The sequence below is a fragment of the Mycobacterium sp. NGS68 genome (assembly GCF_059812195.1).
Genome location: NZ_JCALCE010000020.1, coordinates 15446 through 33900, shown reverse-complemented (window position 1 = coordinate 33900; position 18455 = coordinate 15446). Strand labels below are relative to the sequence as shown.

Below are 18455 nucleotides of genomic sequence, written 5' to 3'. Positions count from 1 at the left end.
TCATGGGTTGATCGTGTTCTCCCCGAACTGGCGTCCCCAGACGTATTCGGTGAACATCGGCTGGCCCAGCTCCAGGTGGTTGTACGGCGCGAGGCTCGCGCCGGTATCCATCACCAGGTAGGGCGCCGGCCACAGCTCACGCGTGATCGGTTGCCAGCATCCGGGCCGCCCCCCGGGTCCGCCGCGGGCATTCACCCGCGGCAGATTGTCCGGATAGACATAGGGATTGGGCGCGCCGATGATCGTCCCGGCGGCCGCCAGCGAATAGCCGTTGCCGCCAGCCGCATTCGCGACTCTGGGCGCGGCATCGTGGAAGTTACGGACCAGGCAGAACAGTTCGGGGCTGTACTCGTCGAGCAGCGCGGCCGTCGGCACCAGGTCGGCGGCCCCGCGCGACAGGTAGGGCCCGCCCCGGGCCAGGATGTCCTCGCCCACCTTGCCGACACCCACCGCGGCCAGCAGCGCGGCATCCAGGTCGTGCTGCTGTTTGGTCAGCGTTCCCGCGGTGGTCACCGCGTTCTGCAGGAAGGCCCACAGGTCGCGCGAGGAGCGGGCGTAGATGTGCGCGAGGTCGGCGAGCCGGCCCGCGTCGTAGCCGAGCTGCGGGATGCGCGGGTTCAGCTGCGCCAGAATCTGTTTGCCGTTGACCAGCGACTCACCGAAGTGGGTGCCCAGCCCGTCCAGCGCCTGCGCCACCGCCGACAGCGTTTGATTCAGCTCGATCGGATCCACCTTTTCGGCGATCGAGGTGACCGTCTCGAACAAGGTGTTGAACTCCGTCGTCACCGAGCGCACGTCGATCACGTCGTTCGACGAGATCCGTTCGCGCTTAGGGGTTTCGGGGGAAGACAGCGCCACATACTTGTTACCGAACAGGGTGGCCGCCTCGATGTTGGCCACTACGTTGACCGGAATCAGGTGGACGTACTTGGGATTCACGTCCAACCGCAGCTTGGCCGCCGGCCTACCGTCGCGCTCGATCTCCGAGATGGCGGCGACCCGGCCGATCTGAACGCCGTTGAAGGTGACTTTCGCCCCGGGTTCCATGACCAACCCGGCCCGGGATGCCACCATCGTCAGCTCGGTCTTGGGCGTGAAATCCCCCTGGAATTGCAGATACACCAGCGTGAGCACCAGTGCGCCGGCGAGCAACAGGGCCAAGCCCTCGACGTAGACCCACGCGCGGCGGGACTTCCACAGCACCGGCAGGTTCATCGCGGTTACACCGTGAGATTGAAGTTCGGATCGACGCCGTAGAGCGCCAACTGGGCCAGCAGGACGACGACCACCACCGAGACCAGCGAGAAACGCATCGATCGCCCGACCGCCTGGCCGACGCCCACCGGGCCGCCGCTGGCGGTGTAGCCGTAGTAGCAGTGGGTGATCATCACCACCACCGCGATGACGACGACCTCCACCACCGACCACCCCACGTCCTCGGAGCGCAGGAAGGTGCGGAAGTAGTGCTCGTAGGTGCCGTTCGACTGGCCGTAGAACACCGTGGTGACGACCTGACCCGACGTGAATGCCATGTCGAGGGCCAGCGCGTACAGCGGCCCGATCACCACCAACCCGCCCAGGATGCGGGTGGACGCCAGAAACGAGATCGACTTGATGCCCATGACTTCCAGCGCGTCGATCTCCTCGCTGATGCGCATCGCGCCCAATTGCGCGGTGGCGCCCGCCCCGACCGTGGCGGCCAGCGCGACACCGGAGATGATGGGCGCCGCGACCCGCGTATTAGCCAGTGCGGCAAAGAATCCGGTGAACGCCTCGACTCCGATGTTGCCCAGCGACGCGAAGCCCTGGATCGCGATCAGCGAACCGCCGGACAGCGTGACGAACCCGATGATTGCGACGGTGCCGCCGACGACCGCCATCGCGCCGGTGCCCATCCCGATCTCGGCGATGAGGCGCAGGGTCTCCCGGGGGTATCGGCGCAACGCCCATCCGATCTGCCAGAGGCTGATCCGGGTGAACCGCGCGAAATTGCCGATCTGTTCGAATCTTCGGGCGACGCCGCCACCGTAGCGGTTCACGTTGGCCGCGGTCCGCGGGTAGCGGGAGCGCAGCACGACGGCGGTGGACTGGGACACGCTAACGCCCCGTCCCGAACCGTACGCCGATCGTCGTAAGCACCACGTTGATGGCGAACAGCGCGATCACGCACAGCACCAAGGTCTCGTTGACGGCGGTCCCGACGCCTTTGGGGCCGCCCTTGGTGGTCAGCCCGCGGTAACAGCCCACCAGGCCGGCGATCAACCCGAACGTGGCCGACTTGATCACCGAGATCACCACCTCCGGCAGGCCGGTGACCAAAGTGAGCGTGCTGACGTAGGCGCCGGCCGAAACATGTTGGATGTAAACGCCAAACACGAATCCACCGACCAGTCCGATGGTGATCACCGCTCCGTTGAGCAGGGTGGCGACGATGGTGGCGGCGACGACGCGGGGCACCACCAGCCGCTGAATCGGGTCGATGCCGAGCACCTCCATCGCATCGATCTCCTCGCGAATGGTGCGGGCGCCAAGGTCGGCGCAGATGGCCGTGGATCCGGCGCCGGCGATCACCAGGACGGTGGTCAGCGGGCCCAGCTGGGTCACCGCACCCAGCGCGGCCCCGGCGCCGGAGATGTCGGCAGCGCCGAACTCCGCCAGCAGGATGTTGAGCGTGAAGATGATGAGCACGGTCAACGGAATCGAGACCGCGAGCGTCGGCAGTAACGAGACGCTGGTGATGAACCAGCCCTGCTCGATCGTCTCCCGCCAGTAAAACGGGCGCCGGAACAACGCCCTTCCGGTCAGGACGCACGTCTTATAGAAGCCGCCGACCGCGTCGATCCCGGGCTGGATCTGGTCGCGGAGGTAGGTGGTGATCACCGTGTGTGCGGTCATCGACGCTTCCCCGGCTTTTCGAGCGCGGCCAACAGCGTCGCGTTCGAGGCCTCGAGCAGGTGCTCGGCGGCCTTCTTGGCGCGCGCGGGATTGCCCGAGCTGATCGCATCGGCCAGCTTCCGATATGCCTCCGGACGCTTGACCTCGCCCGGCATCGTGGCGGCCAACGCGGTGAGCGCCGGCTCGTATGCGACGCGAAATGCGTTGTACATCAACCGGTATACGATCGACCCGGCGCCGTCGACGATATGATCCCAGAACTGCAACGCGTGTAGTTGCCACTCCCGCAGGTCCCGGTCGTTCTCGAGCGCGCGCAGCGACTCCCCGAGCCGTCCGGCCATCCCGGGTTCACGTCGCTCGGCCGCCAGTTCCGCGACCTTGGGGCCGTTGCGCAGCCGGGCGTCGAGGATGCTGCGGAACACCGAGACGTCGAGTTCGCCATCGCGAAACAGCAACCGGGGCAACAGGTCCAGGCCGGCGTGCCGCCGGAAGTCGCGCACGGTGGTGGCGCCGCCGTGACGCACTTCGACAAGCCCGGCCGCCGACAGCCGTTTGAGCGCCTCGCGCACGGCCGGCCGCGAGACCCCGAGCACGTCGGCCAGCTGGCGCTCGCTGGGCAAGGTCTCACCGGGCCGCATCTCTCCGCTGAGCACGTCGGCGGTGATCTGCTCGAAGACCTCTTCCGGCACCGATCGACGGGTAACCGGCTGCAGCGCCATGCGCACAGTCTGGGAGGTAATAGGTCAGACGTCAAGTGGCCTGACCAGTGTGTCGCGCATAGATCGAAAAAACCCGGCGACGGTGACCGGAGCCGCTAATCCCCGCGCCGCGCGTCGACGAACAGATTCCCCGGAACCCGTTCCTCGATCTCCTTGGGCGGCCTGCGGTCAAACCCGGCCATCAACTCGTCGGTGGGTGTCACAGTCACGTCCCAGCCGTGGCGGCGGAACCAGTCGCCGACGTCTTCGCGCTCCTCGAAGTACCACAGCTCGTCGGTCCGGGGTACTTCGCGCTGCGGATCTATCAGTTCCATGTAGGCACGGATCCGATCCATCCGCTCCCGGCGCCTCGCACGGATGTCGAGGTCCAGGAACTTGGGGCCCAGCGCCTCCACCGCAACCCTGCTGCCGTTGGCGGTCAGCGCCTGCACGCGCTCGAACAACAGGTCTTGAGCCAGGGCGGGCAGGTACGGCATCAGCCCTTCCGCCGACCAGGCGCTCGGTTCGTCGGCGTCAAATCCCGCCGCCTGCAACGCCGTCGGCCAGTCTTGCCGCAGATCCGCCGACACCGCGACCCGATTGCAGGCCGGCTCGGCCCCGTGTTCGGCCAACGTCGACGACTTGAACTCCAGGACCCTGGTTTGGTCGAGCTCGTACACGGTGACGCCGTCCGGCCACTCAAGCCGCCACGCCCGTGAGTCCAGCCCCGCCGCCAAGATCACCACCTGGCGGATGCCCGCACCGGTGGCGTCTAAGAAGAATTGGTCGAAAAACGCTGTCCGCGAAGCCATGTAGTCGACCATCGCCTGCATCTGCTGCGGTAACTCCGGTTCGGCTTCGATGAGCTCGGGGGGCAACTGTGCCGCGGAGTGCCAGTTCCACACCCCGTCGCCGACGGCGTCGAGGAAGACCTGCGCGAAGGGATCGCTGATCAGCGGGTTGTCCCGACGGGTTTCCGCGGCCCGCGACGCGGCCACACCCAGTGCCGTCGCCCCGACGCTCTCGGTGATCTCCCAGCTGTCGTTGTCGGTTCTGGTCACGTTCAGTTCCCTCCTCGCTGCGCGGCCACGAACAAGGTTTCTGGGGCCGCGTCCTCGACTTGCTGCGGCGGCCTGCGGTCGTAGCCGGCCATCAGCTCTATGGCCGGCGTGACCGTCACGTCCCAGCCGTTCCGACTCAACCAGTCCGCGACGTCCTCGCGCTCCTCGAAATACCACAGGTCCTGCACGTCGGGGATTTCGCGTTGCGGCTCAAGCTTGGCGATCAGGTCGCGCACCCGTTGCATCGACTCGCGCCGCTTGGCTTGGGCGTCCTCGTCGAGAAAGTCTGGGCCGGGCGCCTCCACGGCGATCCGGCTGCCGACCGCGCCCAGCGCCTGAACCCGCTCGAAGAGCAGCTCCTGGGCGACCGCCGGCAGGAACGGCAACAGCCCCTCGGCCGACCAGACGCTGGGCGCCGCCGCGTCGAAGCCCGCCTGCCGCAACGCCGCAGGCCAGTCTTGGCGCAGGTCGACCGGAACGCTGACCAGGTTGCACGTCGGCTGGGCGCCGTGTTCGCGCAGCGTCGACGCCTTGAATTCCAGCACACGCGGCAGGTCCAGCTCGTAGACGGTGGTGCCGTCGGGCCAGGGCAGCCGCCACGCCCGCGAGTCCAGGCCCGCGGCCAGAATCACCACCTGGCGCGCACCCGCGCGGGTCGCATCGAGGAAGAACTGATCGAAGAACGCCGTCCGGGCGGCCATGTAGTCGACCATGCCCTGCATCCGCGGCTTAAGGTCGGGCTCGGCCTCGACGATCTCGGCGGGCAGGTTGGTGGCCGCGAACCAGTTCCAGATGCCGTCACCCGCGGCATCCAGGAACACCCGGGCGAACGGGTCGCTGATCAGCGGGTTCTCGCTCTCGGTTTCCGCCGCGCGGGACGCCGCGACGCCGAGCGCCGTCGCCCCCACGCTCTCGGTGATCTCCCAGGTGTCGTCGTCGGTTCTGGGCATGTCCGAATCCCCCAATTCGCTAGTCAGACTATCTATCGAACCCTACGCGCGCAGCATGTGAACGGGCTGTGCCGCGTCGAGGCGCTCGCCATCGTGAACGGGCTCCGCTGTCGATGAGGGCGAAAGTAGGCAGTCCGGATCGCCGACCAAATCATTTCCACGCAGGAGGTATGCGGTTAAGTTGTCGGCGAGCCGCTAACAGCGCGGCCGATCCGGAAAGGTCCCGAAGGGATCCCGCACCATGCGAGTCGACGGGCGAGACATCACCGTTTCCGGCAGCCTGCTGCAACCGCTGACCCGACGCACCAACGACATCATCCGGCTTGCCGTGGCGGCGACGTTCCTCATCGTCGTGATCGTGAGTTTCCTGGTTACCCGCACGCGGTGGGTCGACCTCGAGAAATCGATCTCGCAGATCGTCGGCGTCCTCACCCCCAATCAATCCGATCTGGTGTACCTCGCCTATGGCATCGCGATTCTGGCGTTGCCGTTCATGATCCTGATCGGCTTGGTCGTCTCTCGGCAGTGGAAACTGCTGGGCGCGTATGCGACCGCGGGACTCCTTGCCGTTCTGCCGCTGTCGATCACCGGCAAGGGCATCGCGGCGCCGAAATGGCACTTCGACCTGTCCGACCGGCTGCACACGGTGCTGGCCCAGTTCCTCGACGACCCGCGGTGGATCGCGTGGTTGGCCGCGGTGCTGACGGTGTCCGGTCCGTGGCTGCCCGCCCGCTGGCGGCGCTGGTGGTGGACGCTGCTGCTGGCCTTCGTGCCGATCCACCTCGTCGTGAGCGCCGTGGTTCCGGCGCGCACCCTGCTGGGCTTGAGCGTGGGGTGGTTCGTCGGGGCGCTGGTGGTCCTGATCGTCGGAACCCCTGCGCTCGAGGTGCCGCTGGAGGGTGCGGTACGCGCGATGGCCAAACGGGGGTTCGTCGTGACGGGGCTGCGGGTGGTCCGCCCGGCCGGGCCCGGGGCACTGGTGCTCGCGGCGACGGCCAACGATTCCGATTCACCCGCGGCGGTCGAGCTGTACGGACCGCACCAGCGCAGCGGCGGCGCCCTGCGCCAGGTCTGGCGGAAGCTGCGGCTGCGTGGCACCGAAACCGCACCCCTGCAGACGTCGATGCGCCGCGCCGTCGAGCACCGCGCCCTGATGTCGATTGCCGTCAACGAGGCGGGCCTGGCCAACACGACGACGATCGCCGTCGCCGCGCTGGACCGGGGATGGACGCTGTACGCGCACCAGCCCGTCCGCGGGATCGCGCTGGACGAATGCCCGGGGCAGACACCGATCGGCGACGTCTGGGAGGCGCTGCGGGTCCTCAACGAGCACCAGATCTCCCACGGCGACCTACGCGGCCACGAAATCACGGTCGAAGACGGCACGGTGCTCTTCGGCGGCTTCGGCAGCGCCGAATACGGAGCCACCGAATCGCAGCTGCAATCCGATATCGCCCAACTGCTGGTCACCACTTCTGCGTTGTACGACGCGGAGTCCGCGGTCGCCGCGGCGATCGAGGCTTTCGGCAAGGACGCCATCCTCAACGCGTCCCGCCGGCTCACCAAATCGGCTGTGCCGAAGAGGATCCGGAGATCGGTGTCGGATGCGGGCACCGTCATCTCGAACGCTCGCACGGAGGTCAAGCGCCAATCCGGTGCGGACGAGATCAAGTCCGAGACCATCACCCGGTTCACCCGGAGCCAGGTCATTCAACTGGTGCTGCTGGTGGCGCTGGTCTACGTCGCGTATCCGTTCATCAGCACCGTGCCGACCTTCTTTTCCGAACTGAGGAATGCGAACTGGTGGTGGGCGCTGCTGGGGCTGACGGTGTCAGCGTTGACCTACGTCGGCGCCGCGGGGGCGCTGTGGGCCTGCGCCGACGGCCTGGTCAGCTTTTGGAAGCTGTCAATCATGCAGGTTGCCAACACCTTTGCGGCAACAACCACGCCGGCCGGAGTGGGCGGGCTTGCGCTGAGCACGCGGTTCCTACAGAGGGGCGGCCTGACCACGTTGCGGGCCACCGCGGCCGTTGCGCTGCAGCAGTCCGTGCAGGTGATCGTCCATGTCGTGTTGCTGATCGTGTTCAGCACCGCGGCGGGCGCATCGACTGACCTGTCGCATTTCGTCCCCAACGTGACGGTGCTGTATCTGATCGGCGGGGTGGCGCTGGGCATCGTGGGCACGTTTCTGTTCGTGCCCAAGCTGCGGCGGTGGCTGTCGACGGCGGTGCGTCCCAGGCTGAAGGAGGTCACCGGCGACCTGCTCGAACTGGCCCGCGAACCCAAACGGCTGGCGTTGATCGTGCTCGGTGCCGCCGGGACGACTCTTGGTGCGGCGCTGGCGCTTTGGGCCAGCGTCGAAGCATTCGGCGGCGGCACGACCTTCATCACGGTCACGGTGGTGACGATGGTCGGCGGAACCCTGGCGTCGGCCGCGCCGACCCCGGGCGGCGTGGGGGCCGTGGAAGCGGCGCTGATCGGTGGGCTGGCGGCGTTCGGGGTGCCCGCGGCCGTCGGCGTGCCGTCGGTGCTGCTGTATCGCGTGCTTACCTGCTGGATACCGGTGTTCGTCGGCTGGCCGGTGATGCGCTGGCTGACCAACAACGAGATGATCTAGCCGCGGGTCACTCGTCGTCGTCGCCGCTGACGACCGCGACGACGACAACGAAAGTCTTCGCGCTCGGACCGAACCTTGCGGTCAGGTAGACGGGGTAATAGCCGTCGGGCACCGACTGCGCCGCCGTGACCGCGACGTACGCCCTGGCGAATCCGTCGGCGCGGAACGATCCCGAAACGGGGTCGGCCGCGATACCCGGGCGGTAAGCGGCGCCCGTGACGATGTAGTCGCCGGACGTGCCAATCATGCGCTGCAGGTCGACGATCATCGTTTCCGTGCTGCCCGGCGCCATCCTGAGGAAGGGGTAGGGCACGTTGACCGTCAACGCCGAACTGCCCGTACCGAAGGACGGTGGCGCGGAGGACTCCGCGGTACCCCACACCTTGTTGGGTGTGTTGGACAGCGCGAAAACGACCTCGCCGCCGGTGCGGATCATCGACTCGGGAAGAAAGGTCCGATCGGTCACCTCACCGTCGATGCGGAGGCCGTCGATGTATTTCAGCCGGTGCCGTCCGGATGCGCGTGGAGCGGAGATCCGAATGGACTTGCCCTCCGGAAGCGCGACCACGGCGCGGTCGAACAGGGGCGTGTTCAGGGTGAGAATCGCCGTTCCGGGAATGCTCGGGTACATACCAAGAGCCGCCCACACGTACCAGCTCGACATCGCACCCAGGTCGTCGTTGCCGGGTTCCCCGTCGGGTGTGGCGCCGAACAGTTCGCTGCGCACCCGATCGACCGTCTCCTGGGTCCGCCACGGTTGACCGATGAAGTTATAGAGCCAGGGCACACCGAAATTCGGCTCGTTACCGATCCAGAGATAGGGCTCGTTGGGGCCCACGTTGAGCCGATGCGTGAAGCGGTCGAGTCGTGCGGCCACGGCCTGACGGCCCCCCAGCGCGGACACCAAGCCCGCCACGTTGTGGGGCACCCACCAGACGTATTGCGCCGCGTTGCCCTCGTCGAAGCCGACCTGGCCAAAGTTCGACGGGAGGACGACGACGCCCGGGCCGTCGGCGAACAGGCCGTCCGGGCCGCGCGGCGAGATGTAGCCAGTGGTGGGATTGAACAGGTTCTGCCAAAACTGGGCCCGGTGCTGGAATTCGGCGGCGGTCGCGGCGTCGCCGAGCGAGTCTGCGAGCCGGGAGACGGCAAAGTCGTCGACGGCCCACTCGAGCGTGATCGAAGCGCCGGCGATCCAGTGGTCGGTGGTGAACTCCGCCGTCTGCGGTGCGTAACCCAGCTGCAGGTAGGTGGCGGCACCTGGCCGCTCCGCATAGCCGTCGCGCCCGACCCCGCCGTAGGTCGCCCCGCTCACCATGTAGCGCAACGCGGTCTTGACATCGAAATCCCTTGCCCCGAAGGCATAAAGGCTCACGATGAGCGGCACCACGCTGTCACCGGTCATCTCGCCGGTGGCCGAATTCGCGAGCGGCCAACGCGGATACGAGCCGAGTTGCACCGCGTCGTTCAGCAGGGACTGGGCCATGTCACTGGCCTGCTTGGGAAAGAGCAGGCCGTGCAGGGCCGCCAACGACCGGTAGGTGTCCCAGTCGGAGAAATTGGTGTACTGCGTATGCCCCCGGCACCACGGTGTGCACGACGCCGTCGAATCCGGTATAACGGCCGTCGGCATCATTGAATGTGTTGGGGTGCAGGACCGTACGGTACAGCGACGTATAGAAGGTCATCAGGTCGTGGCCATTGCGGCCGGCCACCGCGATCCGCGCCAGCGCGGAATTCCATTCGGCGGCCGCCGCGGCGCGGACGTCGTCGAAACTCGCGGTGCCCTCGGCCGCCAGGTTGGCTCGCGCTCCGTCCACGCTTACGTAGGAGATCGCGGTGCGCACCTCGAGCATCGACCCGGGAGGAAACTCCACATACCCCCCGCTGTAAGGCGAATTCGCCTCGCGGGCGCCGGGATAGACAGAATAGGAGTCCCACGCGCCGTGAGAGGTGAACGGCTGATTGAACTTCATGGCGAAGTACACGGTGTAGCTGTTCTGCTTCCCGCAGAATTTGCCACTGGTCGCCGATCCCGTGATCGTGGTGTCGTCCTCGACTCGGAAAGTCGCGGCGGAGTTGCCCGCCAGCGATGCGCCGGAGCGCACGTGAAACAGCGCGGGACGATGATTCTTTGGGTAGCTGAACCGGCCGACACCGGTGCGTGTGGTGGCGGTGAGTTCCGCGGTCACACCGGTGCCCGGGAAGCGCACCGTGTAGTAGCCCGGCACGCCCACCTCGCTGTCGTCATGCGCGATTCGCTCCCAGGAGTTCCAGGGCTGCGAACCGATCGGGGTGGTGGTCGGCAACATCGAAATGTCGCCGAACGCGGCGCAACCCACCGAGGCGTGGGTCATGCTGAACCCGGTCGAGCGCGTCTTGTCGTAGTCATAACCGGCGTAGGTACCGACGGTGTCCGGCGAGTACTGGACCATGCCGAACGGCACCGTTGCACCCGGGAAATTGTTGATCTCCCCTACCGCCTCGCCTCCGGTGCCCGTGCCGATCAAGGTGTTGACGTACTCAAGTGGATTCGCGACAAAGGCGGCCTCACCCTCATACATCACCGGTGGAGCGGCGATGAACGCGATCGCGACAGCACTCACCACCACGAGCGTGACGAGAACCTTCCGTGACCGCATAGCTGTCTCTTACTGCATCGCCGTCCCGTTTGGGTGCAATTTCGGGCGGGCTTCGGTGGCCCAGACCAACCTAGCAACCCTCGCCGCCTTGCGGGCCGTTCTCAGTCCCGACTCGGCCGACGCAAGTGCCAGCCCCTCCGACACCGACTCGAGGCCCCTGATGGATGCCATGGACATCGTCGACGAGCAGACCACCATCACGGTCTGAAACCAGGCGATCACTCCGGAGGTGAATGCGCAGCCCGGCCTACCGCCGCTGACGCCTATCAGCCCATAAAGTAGGGCGATGCGTCGGCTTTCTCGCCTGTCTCGCCCCTCCGGCTTGCTCAGCGCTTTGCTGGCCGCCGTGCTGCTGGCCTCGGGTTGCCACACCCAGAGTCAACACGCGAGCGCTCCCTCGGCCAGTCCGCCGGCCGCCGACCGTCTCTGCAGCGACGTCCACGGGTCGTGGGACGCGAAGTCGAAGCGTTGCACGCTGACCAAGGACGCCAACAAGGTCCACATCGAGGTCAAGGCGTCGTACCCGGTGGAGCTCGTCGACAATCCGACGTCCGGTCCCGTGCTGCGGCCGTTCGTCCAGAAGTTCTTTGCCGACTTCGGTCAGACCGATACCAACGGGGCCGGCGACGCCAACCTGGTTTCCAAGGTATGGGAGCACAAGCCGAGCACGAAAACCGTTGTATTCCAGGCTGATTGGTACTTCAGTAGCATGCCACACCCGAGCGGGCAGATCACCACGTTCACGTTCGACCTCGGTCAGAACAAGCAGCTGCAACTCACCGACCTGTTCTGTCCGGGCATCGACCCGCTGAAGGCCGTCCCGCCGATCGTGCGGCCGTTCGTGCAGCAGGCGCTGACCGGATCACCGTTTCACATCGAGCAGTTCGAGCCGAACAACCCCGAGGGCGAATACGCCGACAACTACGAAGCCTGGGCGCTCGAGGGCGACGACCTCGTCCTGTTCATGCCGGCGGGACGCGGCCCCGGCGGCGTCTCCCCCGGCTTCGTCACCCCGCGCATTCCGCTCGCCGAGTTCTCGTCGATCCTGCGCGAGAAGGGCTGCGCCACCCCTGCTCGCTAGCAACCCGGTTTGGCCTTACGGTGTTGGCATGGCAGAACAGTCGCATGCGATAGAGGCCGGGCACCCACCGTCGGCGCTGCTCCGGCTCGTCAACCCGATCCTGGGCACCCTGCTGCGCACACCCCTGGCCGGGCCGCTCGGCACGCAGCTGATGGTGCTGAACTTCACCGGCCGAAAGTCTGGGCGGCAGTTTTCGATTCCGGTCAGCGCCCACGTGATCGACGGCGATCTGTACGCCCTGGCCGGGGCCGTCTGGAAGAACAACTTCCGCAACGGCGCGCCGGCCCAGGTTGTTTACCGCGGTAAGACCACCGCGATGCGTGGCGAACTCATCACCGATCCCACTACGTTGCCCACCCTTTACCGCAAGTGCGTGCAGGGTTATGGCGTCAAGCGGGCTCAGCGGATGACGGGCCTGAAGTTCCGCGACCCTCAGGTACCGACCCTGGAAGAGTTCGCTGAGGCCATCGAGCGGATGCAGCTTGCGGCGATCCGGTTCACGCCTGCCTAGTCGGCGTCAAGGCACGGCCCCCGCGCCCGCCGCCGCCTGGGTCCGGCTGATCACCGACGACTCAAACCCGGCGGCGGCAACCGTTTCGTGAACCGCGGCACCGACGGCGTCCGCCCGCTCGGCCGGCACCAACGCGATCACGCAGCCCCCAAAGCCGCCGCCGGTCATCCGGGCGCCCAGCGCACCCGCGCGCACGGCGGTATCGGCGATCAGGTCGATGTGCTCGGTGGTGATTTCGAAATCGTCGCGCATGGACGCGTGCGAGGCGGTCATGATGCGACCGGCTTCGGTGAAGTCCGAATACTCTAGCGCGGCAACGTAATCGAGCACTCGCCGGTTCTCCGTCAACACATGCCGGGCGCGACGGACATCGACGGGGTCGGTCACGGCCGTCAGGACCGCGGGCCCGCGTTCCTGAACCTCGCGCAGCGACGACACCCCCAGATCGGCCGCCGCGCGCTCGCACGAGGCGCGCCGGGCCGCGTAGTCACCGCCCGCGTGCCGGTGACGGGCCCGGGAGTCGATCAGCAGCAACGCGACGCCGCGCGCGTCCGGGTCGAAGGCCACCGGCGCCACGGTCAGGTCGCGGAAGTCGATCAGCAGCGCCGTCGACGGCGCACCGAAGAGCGAGGCCAGCTGATCGAGCAAACCCGTTGGGGCGCCGACGTACTCGTTCTCGGCACGCTGGGCCAACCGCGCCCGCAGTGTGGTGTCGATGGCCGCACCCGTGGCCGACGTGATCGCGCCCAGCACGGCGCATTCCAGGGCGGCGGACGAGGACAGGCCCGACCCGATCGCCACGTCGCTGGTGATCGACATCGCGCCGCCGGGCACCGGCTGCCCGGCCTCACGCAGCGCCCACACCACCCCGGCGACATAGGCGGCCCAGCCCTGCACTTCTCCGGGAACCGTGCCCAGCGCAACGCGCACGGCGCCGTCGGCGCGATCGCTGCGGACGACGATCGCATCGCTGCGGTCCGGGGAGAAGGTCGCGACGGTGCGCTGGGGCAGCGCGATCGGCAGGGCGAACCCGAGGTTGTAGTCGGTGTGCTCGCCGATCAGGTTGACCCGCCCGGGGGCGGCGTAGGAGAACGTCATTTGAGTTCCCGCAGCCGCTGGGCCACACCTTCGGGGGTGACGTCGCTGATGAACGCCTCCATCGCCGACTCGGAGGCCGCCAGGTACTTGAGCTTGGTGGCGCTGCGCCGGATGGACATCAACTCGACGTGGAAGTAGCCGTCGGCTTGGGCGTCGGTCGCGGCGAACTGGTGCAGCGCCGAAATATACGGCAGCGGGCCGGAATACAGCCGGTCGAACCGCTGCAGCACGTCGAGGTAGACCCGCGCGAACCCGTCGAGCTCGCTCTGGTCCAGATCGGTCAGGTTGTGCACGAACCTGTTTGGGTAGATGTGCACCTCCACCGGCCAGCGCGCCGCAAAGGGCACGAACACGGTGAACTGCTCGGTGCGCGACACCACCCGGCTGCCGTCGGCAACCTCGCGCGCCAGCAGATCGGCAAAGAGGTTGCCGCCGTGGCGTATCCGATGGTTACGCGCCTGCTCCAGCATGGCGGCGGTCCGCGGCGTCAGATAGGGATAGCCGTAGATCTGGCCGTGCGGATGGGTGAGCGTCACCCCGATCTCCTCGCCGCGGTTCTCGAAGCAGAACACCTGCTCGATGCCGGAGATGGCCAGCAGGTCGGCCGTGCGGTGCCGCCACGCCTCGACCACCAGCCGCGCATGTGCCGGTTCCAGGTCGGCGAACGCGCCGGTGTGGTTGGCGGAGAAGCAGATCACCTCGCACCGGCCGTGGCCCGGAGCGGCCATGAAGCCGTCCGAAGCGCCGTCGGATGTCGGCAGCGGGATCGGTCCGGCGCCGGAGAGGCTCGGAAACCGGTTCTCGAAGACGACGACGTCATAGTCGGGCGCGGGCACCTCGCTGGTCAGTCCGGTCGGGCCCGGGCACAGCGGGCACTGGTCGGGAGGCGGTTTGTAAGTGCGGTCCTGGCGCCGCGCCGCGATGATCACCCACTGCCCCGTCGTCCGGTCGAACCGCAACTGCGACTGGTCCGGGTCACGCGGCGGCAGGGGCCTGCGGTCGCCGACCGGCTCCGGGCGGTGTCCGGGCAGCGCGAAGAACAGCAGGTCACGGCCGTCGGCCAGCTTTGCCCGCGTAGGCGCTTCCACGACGTCGAAGACTAGCGCCCTCGATTCGTCGCTGCCGTCGAGGCCATCGGATTTACCATCAGGCGATGACTACCCTGAACTTCCCGCCGGGGTTCGATTTCACCGACCCCGACATCTACGCCGAGCGGCTACCGGTGCAGGAGCTGGCGGAGCTGCGCCGGGCGGCACCGATCTGGTGGAACGCGCAGCCGCCGGATCAAGGCGGCTTTGGCGACGGCGGCTACTGGGTGGTGACCAAGCACCGCGACGTCCGCGACGTCTCGTTGCGCAGCGACGTCTTCTCGTCGGCCGAGAAGTCGGTGGTCCCGCGGTACCGGGAGGATCAGGCGCAGGGCCAGATCGAAGCGGGGCGGGCGTCGATGATCATGATGGACGACCCCGAGCACAGCCGGCTACGCAAGATCGTCGCGCGCGGCTTCACGCCACGCGCCATCGAGCGATTGCGCGCCGACCTTGCCGACCGCGCCCGGCGCATCGCCGCGCACGCGGCGGCCGCGGGGTCGGGCGACTTCGTCCGCCAGGTCGCGTGCGAGCTGCCGTTGCAGGCGATCGCCAGCCTGCTCGGCGTACCGCCGGCGGAACGCGAGATGCTGTTCGACTGGTCCAACCAGATGATCGGAAGCGACGACCCCGAGTTCGCCGACCACGACGCGCTGACTTCGGCGGGCGAAATGATGTGGTATGCCATGCAATTGGCGGCCCGCAAGCGCGGATCCGAGGACCAGGACATCGTCACCACGCTGATCAACGCCGACGCCGACGGCCACCTGTCCGAAGCCGAATTCGGCATGTTCGTGGTCACGCTGGCCATCGCGGGTAACGAGACGACCCGCAACTCGATCACCCAGGGCATGATGGCCTTCACCGAATTCCCCGACCAGTGGGACCTTTTCAAGGCGCAGCGACCGAAGACCGCCGCCGACGAGATCATCCGCTGGGCCACCCCGATCACGTCGTTCCAACGCACCGCGCTGGTGGACACCGAGCTCGGCGGGGTGCGGATCGAGAAGGGCCAGCGGGTGGTCATGTTCTACCGCTCGGCCAACTTCGACGAAGACGTGTTCGCGGATCCGTTCGCGTTCGACATCCTGCGCAGCCCCAACCCGCACGTCGGATTCGGCGGCACCGGAGCGCATTACTGCATCGGCGCCAACCTCGCGCGCATGACGATCGACCTGATGTTCAACGCGATCGCCGACGAAATGCCGTCGCTGACACCACGTGGCGATCCGGAGCGGCTGAGGTCATCCTTCATCAGCGGCATCAAGCACTGGCAGGTGGACTACGGGCCCACAACGCAAGGATTATATCCATAGGGCACACTTGCAGTATGCAAGTGGCGATTAGCGGTGCGGGGGTTGCCGGTGCGGCCCTCGCCCATTGGCTGCACCGCACCGGCCACACACCCACCCTGATCGAGCGGGCGCCGCAATTTCGCACCGGCGGCTACATGATCGACTTCTGGGGCGTCGGATACCAAGTGTCAAAACGGATGGGCATCGAGGACTCGATCCGCGCGGCCGGATACCAGATCGAATCCCTGCGCTCCAAGGGCCGTCGCGGCGAAACCCGGGCAGAGTTGGCGGTCAGCGTCTTTCGGCGCACGTTCGGTGAGGATTTCACCAGCCTGCCGCGCGGCGACTTGGCCGCCGCGATCTATTCGACCATTGAAGGGGAGATCGAAACGATCTTCGGCGACAGCATCGCCGGCATCGCACAACACGGCGACGGTGTCCGCCTGAGCTTCGACAACGCGGCACCACGCGATTTTGACCTCGTCATCGGCGCCGACGGCCTCCACTCGAATGTGCGGCGGCTGGCGTTCGGCCCGGAGGCCGACTTCGAGCATTATCTGGGCTGCAAGGTCGCGGCGTGTGTGGTCGACGGGTACCGCCCGCGCGACGAGCTCGCCTACGTGACGTACAACGTTCCGGGCCGACAGGTGGGACGCTGCTCGCTGCGCAACGACCGCACCATGTTCCTGTTCATCTACCGCGACCAGCATGAAGTCACTGGCATGGAGGCCGGACTCGAGCCGAAAGAGCAGCTGCACAAGCAGTTTCGGGACGCGGGCTGGGAATGTCGGGAGATGCTGGCCGCACTCGACGACGCCGGCGACCTATACTTCGACGTCGTGAGCCAGATCCGGATGGATCGCTGGCACCGGGGCCGCGTGATCCTGATCGGCGATGCCGCGGCCTGCATATCGCTGCTCGGTGGCGAGGGCACCGGCCTGGCGATCACCGAGGCGTACGTGCTGGCCGGTGAACTCGGCCGCGCGGGCGGCGACCACGAGCGCGCGTTCGACGCCTACGAGGCCCGCCTGCGTCCGTTCGTCGAGAGCAAGCAGGCCGGCGCGGAGAAATTCGTTTCGTTCTTCGCCACTCGGACCCGACTCGGCGTGTGGTTCCGCGACGTGGCGATGCGCGCGATGAATTTCTCGCCGCTCGCAACGCTGATCGCGGGCGGCGTGCGCGACGATTTCGACCTGCCCGACTACCGCCTGCCGTGACCCGGCCGATCAGAGCAGCGGCGAGTACGTCGCTTTGAGGTGTTCCAACAGATCCCGCAGGCGGCGCTCGTAGTCGGCGATCGCGCCGCCCCCCGCCGCGGCCGGGTCAGCGGGCCGGGCGGTGCCGATGTCCAGGGTCGCCTCGCTCTGCCGACCGAGTACGCGCGCCAGATCCGGCAGCAGGCTCTCGTAGTCCCTGATCGCCTCCAGCGAGTCGCCGGCCTTGACACGCTGGCGCACGAGTTCAGCGCGGGCGAGCAGAATCTCCGGGTGATCCCTGGGACGCAGCTGCATCAGTCGCAGCACGGCCCGTTCCGCCGCACGCACCCCGGCGCCCCGCGACCGGGGATCCGATTCGGCTGGGCCCATCGACTGCTCCTCTCGTGCAGTTTTCGAGGCTAGCCGCCGCCGGCGCATTCGGCACGCGAAGCCGAAGACCCGAGCACGAACGAGTCGATGGGCTGGGTGCGTCCACGCAACTGAAGGCGGCGCCGTTGCGCGCTTCCCGTCAACTCGTCGGCGACTCCCGACGCCACGAGCAGCTCGCCCCCGGCGGCGTGTTGCTGCATGCGGGCCGACACGTTGACCGCGTCGCCGAGGGCGGTGAAGTCAACCACCGCCTCGCCGACGTTGCCGACGTAGGCGACGCCGGCATTGACCGCGATCCCCAAGTCCAGCCACGGCCCGTCTTCGCCGCCGTAGCCGACGGCCTCGAGCAATTCCATCCCCGCCAGCACCGCGCGCTGCCGATAGTGCGGGCCGCTGATGCCCCGCACGAAGAACGCCATGACCTCGTCGCCGATGAGTTTGTCGATCACCGCGTCATGGCGCAGCAGGGTCCGCGTCGCGGCCGTGTAGAACCGGTTGAGCAGGGCCGCAAAGTCGGTGGCCGACAATCCCGAACCGCGCTGACCAAGCGTCGTCGAACCCCGCACATCGGCGAACAGCACCGCGACGTCCGCCTCCGCCCCGCCCGGTGGCAGTGCATCACAACACCGGCTGCACAGGTTGGGGTTCTTGCGCGACGGCCTGAAGCCGGCGGCCCCGAACACCCGTCCGGCGGGGCCGCCGAATGGGTTGTTGCACACCTTGCATCGCGGCGCCGAGGGTAGGTAGCGGAACAGCCGTCGCGCCCGCACCAGCGGCGCGTGGCCGTCCGTCAGGATCCTGTTCCATGGGCCCGCGTCGGCCACGAGCGGCGTGCTTACAACGGTCATGCGGAAATGATTGCCCGGGGACGCCGTTGGGCGCATGGGGCATCCGCCTCAAGAATCGCGCACCCGGCGCCGTCTTCGGGCCAGA

The 18455-nt window shown here is 67.4% G+C and carries 15 protein-coding genes and 1 pseudogene; 5 read left to right on the top strand and 11 right to left on the bottom strand.

Annotated features, from left to right (window positions below):
* The 6 genes from AC5Y5V_RS20670 to AC5Y5V_RS20645 form a co-directional block, all read right to left on the bottom strand.
* Positions 1-1215 (bottom strand): MCE family protein, encoded by a 1215-nt coding sequence (locus AC5Y5V_RS20670; RefSeq protein ID WP_499939268.1) that lies wholly within the window; start codon positions 1213-1215, stop codon positions 1-3.
* Between the two features lie 5 nt (positions 1216-1220).
* A complete protein-coding gene (locus tag AC5Y5V_RS20665) occupies positions 1221-2096 on the bottom strand; it encodes an MlaE family ABC transporter permease (RefSeq protein WP_499939266.1) in 876 nt (291 codons plus the stop codon).
* A gap of 1 nt (position 2097) precedes the next feature.
* Positions 2098-2895 (bottom strand): MlaE family ABC transporter permease, encoded by a 798-nt coding sequence (locus tag AC5Y5V_RS20660; RefSeq protein ID WP_499939264.1) that lies wholly within the window; start codon positions 2893-2895, stop codon positions 2098-2100.
* A complete protein-coding gene (locus AC5Y5V_RS20655) occupies positions 2892-3614 on the bottom strand; it encodes a FadR/GntR family transcriptional regulator (RefSeq protein WP_499939261.1) in 723 nt (240 codons plus the stop codon). Before AC5Y5V_RS20655 ends, AC5Y5V_RS20660 begins: the two co-directional genes overlap by 4 nt.
* 95 nt (positions 3615-3709) lie before the next feature.
* Entirely contained in the window at positions 3710-4654 is a 945-nt protein-coding gene (locus AC5Y5V_RS20650) for a class I SAM-dependent methyltransferase (RefSeq protein WP_499939258.1), read from the bottom strand.
* Positions 4655-4656: 2 nt separating this feature from the next.
* The gene (locus AC5Y5V_RS20645) at positions 4657-5604 is read right to left on the bottom strand and encodes a class I SAM-dependent methyltransferase (protein WP_499939256.1); all 948 of its coding nucleotides are present in this window, start codon (positions 5602-5604) and stop codon (positions 4657-4659) included.
* 241 nt (positions 5605-5845) lie between these two features.
* Between AC5Y5V_RS20645 and AC5Y5V_RS20640 the strand changes: the two genes are divergently transcribed.
* Positions 5846-8221: a lysylphosphatidylglycerol synthase transmembrane domain-containing protein gene (locus AC5Y5V_RS20640; RefSeq protein WP_499939254.1), complete on the top strand. Its 2376-nt coding sequence runs from the start codon at positions 5846-5848 to the stop codon at positions 8219-8221.
* Positions 8222-8228: 7 nt separating this feature from the next.
* On the opposite strand, the pseudogene AC5Y5V_RS20635 reads toward AC5Y5V_RS20640, so the two are convergent.
* Positions 8229-10863: pseudogene (locus AC5Y5V_RS20635) on the bottom strand (GH92 family glycosyl hydrolase).
* Positions 10864-11149: 286 nt separating this feature from the next.
* Here AC5Y5V_RS20635 and AC5Y5V_RS20630 point away from each other — a divergent pair.
* A complete protein-coding gene (locus AC5Y5V_RS20630) occupies positions 11150-11944 on the top strand; it encodes a hypothetical protein (protein WP_499939252.1) in 795 nt (264 codons plus the stop codon).
* Positions 11945-11972: 28 nt separating this feature from the next.
* Positions 11973-12455: a hypothetical protein gene (locus AC5Y5V_RS20625; RefSeq protein WP_499939249.1), complete on the top strand. Its 483-nt coding sequence runs from the start codon at positions 11973-11975 to the stop codon at positions 12453-12455.
* A gap of 6 nt (positions 12456-12461) precedes the next feature.
* Here AC5Y5V_RS20625 and AC5Y5V_RS20620 read toward each other — a convergent pair whose 3' ends face one another.
* Together AC5Y5V_RS20620 and galT are read right to left on the bottom strand one after the other, a co-directional pair.
* Entirely contained in the window at positions 12462-13553 is a 1092-nt protein-coding gene (locus AC5Y5V_RS20620; protein ID WP_499939246.1) for a galactokinase, read from the bottom strand.
* A complete protein-coding gene (gene galT / locus AC5Y5V_RS20615) occupies positions 13550-14641 on the bottom strand; it encodes a galactose-1-phosphate uridylyltransferase (protein WP_499939243.1) in 1092 nt (363 codons plus the stop codon). Before galT ends, AC5Y5V_RS20620 begins: the two co-directional genes overlap by 4 nt.
* A gap of 65 nt (positions 14642-14706) precedes the next feature.
* Here galT and AC5Y5V_RS20610 point away from each other — a divergent pair, with 65 nt between their 5' ends.
* Together AC5Y5V_RS20610 and AC5Y5V_RS20605 are read left to right on the top strand one after the other, a co-directional pair.
* Positions 14707-15957: a cytochrome P450 gene (locus AC5Y5V_RS20610; protein WP_499939241.1), complete on the top strand. Its 1251-nt coding sequence runs from the start codon at positions 14707-14709 to the stop codon at positions 15955-15957.
* Between the two features lie 14 nt (positions 15958-15971).
* The gene (locus tag AC5Y5V_RS20605) at positions 15972-17153 is read left to right on the top strand and encodes an FAD-binding domain (RefSeq protein ID WP_499939239.1); all 1182 of its coding nucleotides are present in this window, start codon (positions 15972-15974) and stop codon (positions 17151-17153) included.
* Positions 17154-17162: 9 nt separating this feature from the next.
* Here the strand turns inward: AC5Y5V_RS20605 and AC5Y5V_RS20600 are convergent, their stop codons facing one another.
* Entirely contained in the window at positions 17163-17522 is a 360-nt protein-coding gene (locus AC5Y5V_RS20600; RefSeq protein WP_499939236.1) for a hypothetical protein, read from the bottom strand.
* Positions 17523-17551: 29 nt separating this feature from the next.
* The gene (locus tag AC5Y5V_RS20595; protein WP_499939233.1) at positions 17552-18370 is read right to left on the bottom strand and encodes an adenylate/guanylate cyclase domain-containing protein; all 819 of its coding nucleotides are present in this window, start codon (positions 18368-18370) and stop codon (positions 17552-17554) included.
* Positions 18371-18455 lie beyond the last annotated feature (85 nt).

What these genes read in the sequence shown, in the direction of transcription:
- AC5Y5V_RS20670 (WP_499939268.1), bottom strand. Translation starts at nt 1,215, where the DNA reads ATGAACCTGCCGGTGCTGTGGAAGTCCCGCCGCGCGTGGGTCTACGTC.
- AC5Y5V_RS20660 (WP_499939264.1), bottom strand. Translation starts at nt 2,895, where the DNA reads ATGACCGCACACACGGTGATCACCACCTACCTCCGCGACCAGATCCAG.
- AC5Y5V_RS20655 (WP_499939261.1), bottom strand. Translation starts at nt 3,614, where the DNA reads ATGGCGCTGCAGCCGGTTACCCGTCGATCGGTGCCGGAAGAGGTCTTC.
- AC5Y5V_RS20645 (WP_499939256.1), bottom strand. Translation starts at nt 5,604, where the DNA reads ATGCCCAGAACCGACGACGACACCTGGGAGATCACCGAGAGCGTGGGG.
- AC5Y5V_RS20640 (WP_499939254.1), top strand. Translation starts at nt 5,846, where the DNA reads ATGCGAGTCGACGGGCGAGACATCACCGTTTCCGGCAGCCTGCTGCAA.
- AC5Y5V_RS20630 (WP_499939252.1), top strand. Translation starts at nt 11,150, where the DNA reads ATGCGTCGGCTTTCTCGCCTGTCTCGCCCCTCCGGCTTGCTCAGCGCT.
- AC5Y5V_RS20625 (WP_499939249.1), top strand. Translation starts at nt 11,973, where the DNA reads ATGGCAGAACAGTCGCATGCGATAGAGGCCGGGCACCCACCGTCGGCG.
- AC5Y5V_RS20620 (WP_499939246.1), bottom strand. Translation starts at nt 13,553, where the DNA reads ATGACGTTCTCCTACGCCGCCCCCGGGCGGGTCAACCTGATCGGCGAG.
- AC5Y5V_RS20610 (WP_499939241.1), top strand. Translation starts at nt 14,707, where the DNA reads ATGACTACCCTGAACTTCCCGCCGGGGTTCGATTTCACCGACCCCGAC.
- AC5Y5V_RS20605 (WP_499939239.1), top strand. Translation starts at nt 15,972, where the DNA reads ATGCAAGTGGCGATTAGCGGTGCGGGGGTTGCCGGTGCGGCCCTCGCC.
- AC5Y5V_RS20600 (WP_499939236.1), bottom strand. Translation starts at nt 17,522, where the DNA reads ATGGGCCCAGCCGAATCGGATCCCCGGTCGCGGGGCGCCGGGGTGCGT.
- AC5Y5V_RS20595 (WP_499939233.1), bottom strand. Translation starts at nt 18,370, where the DNA reads ATGACCGTTGTAAGCACGCCGCTCGTGGCCGACGCGGGCCCATGGAAC.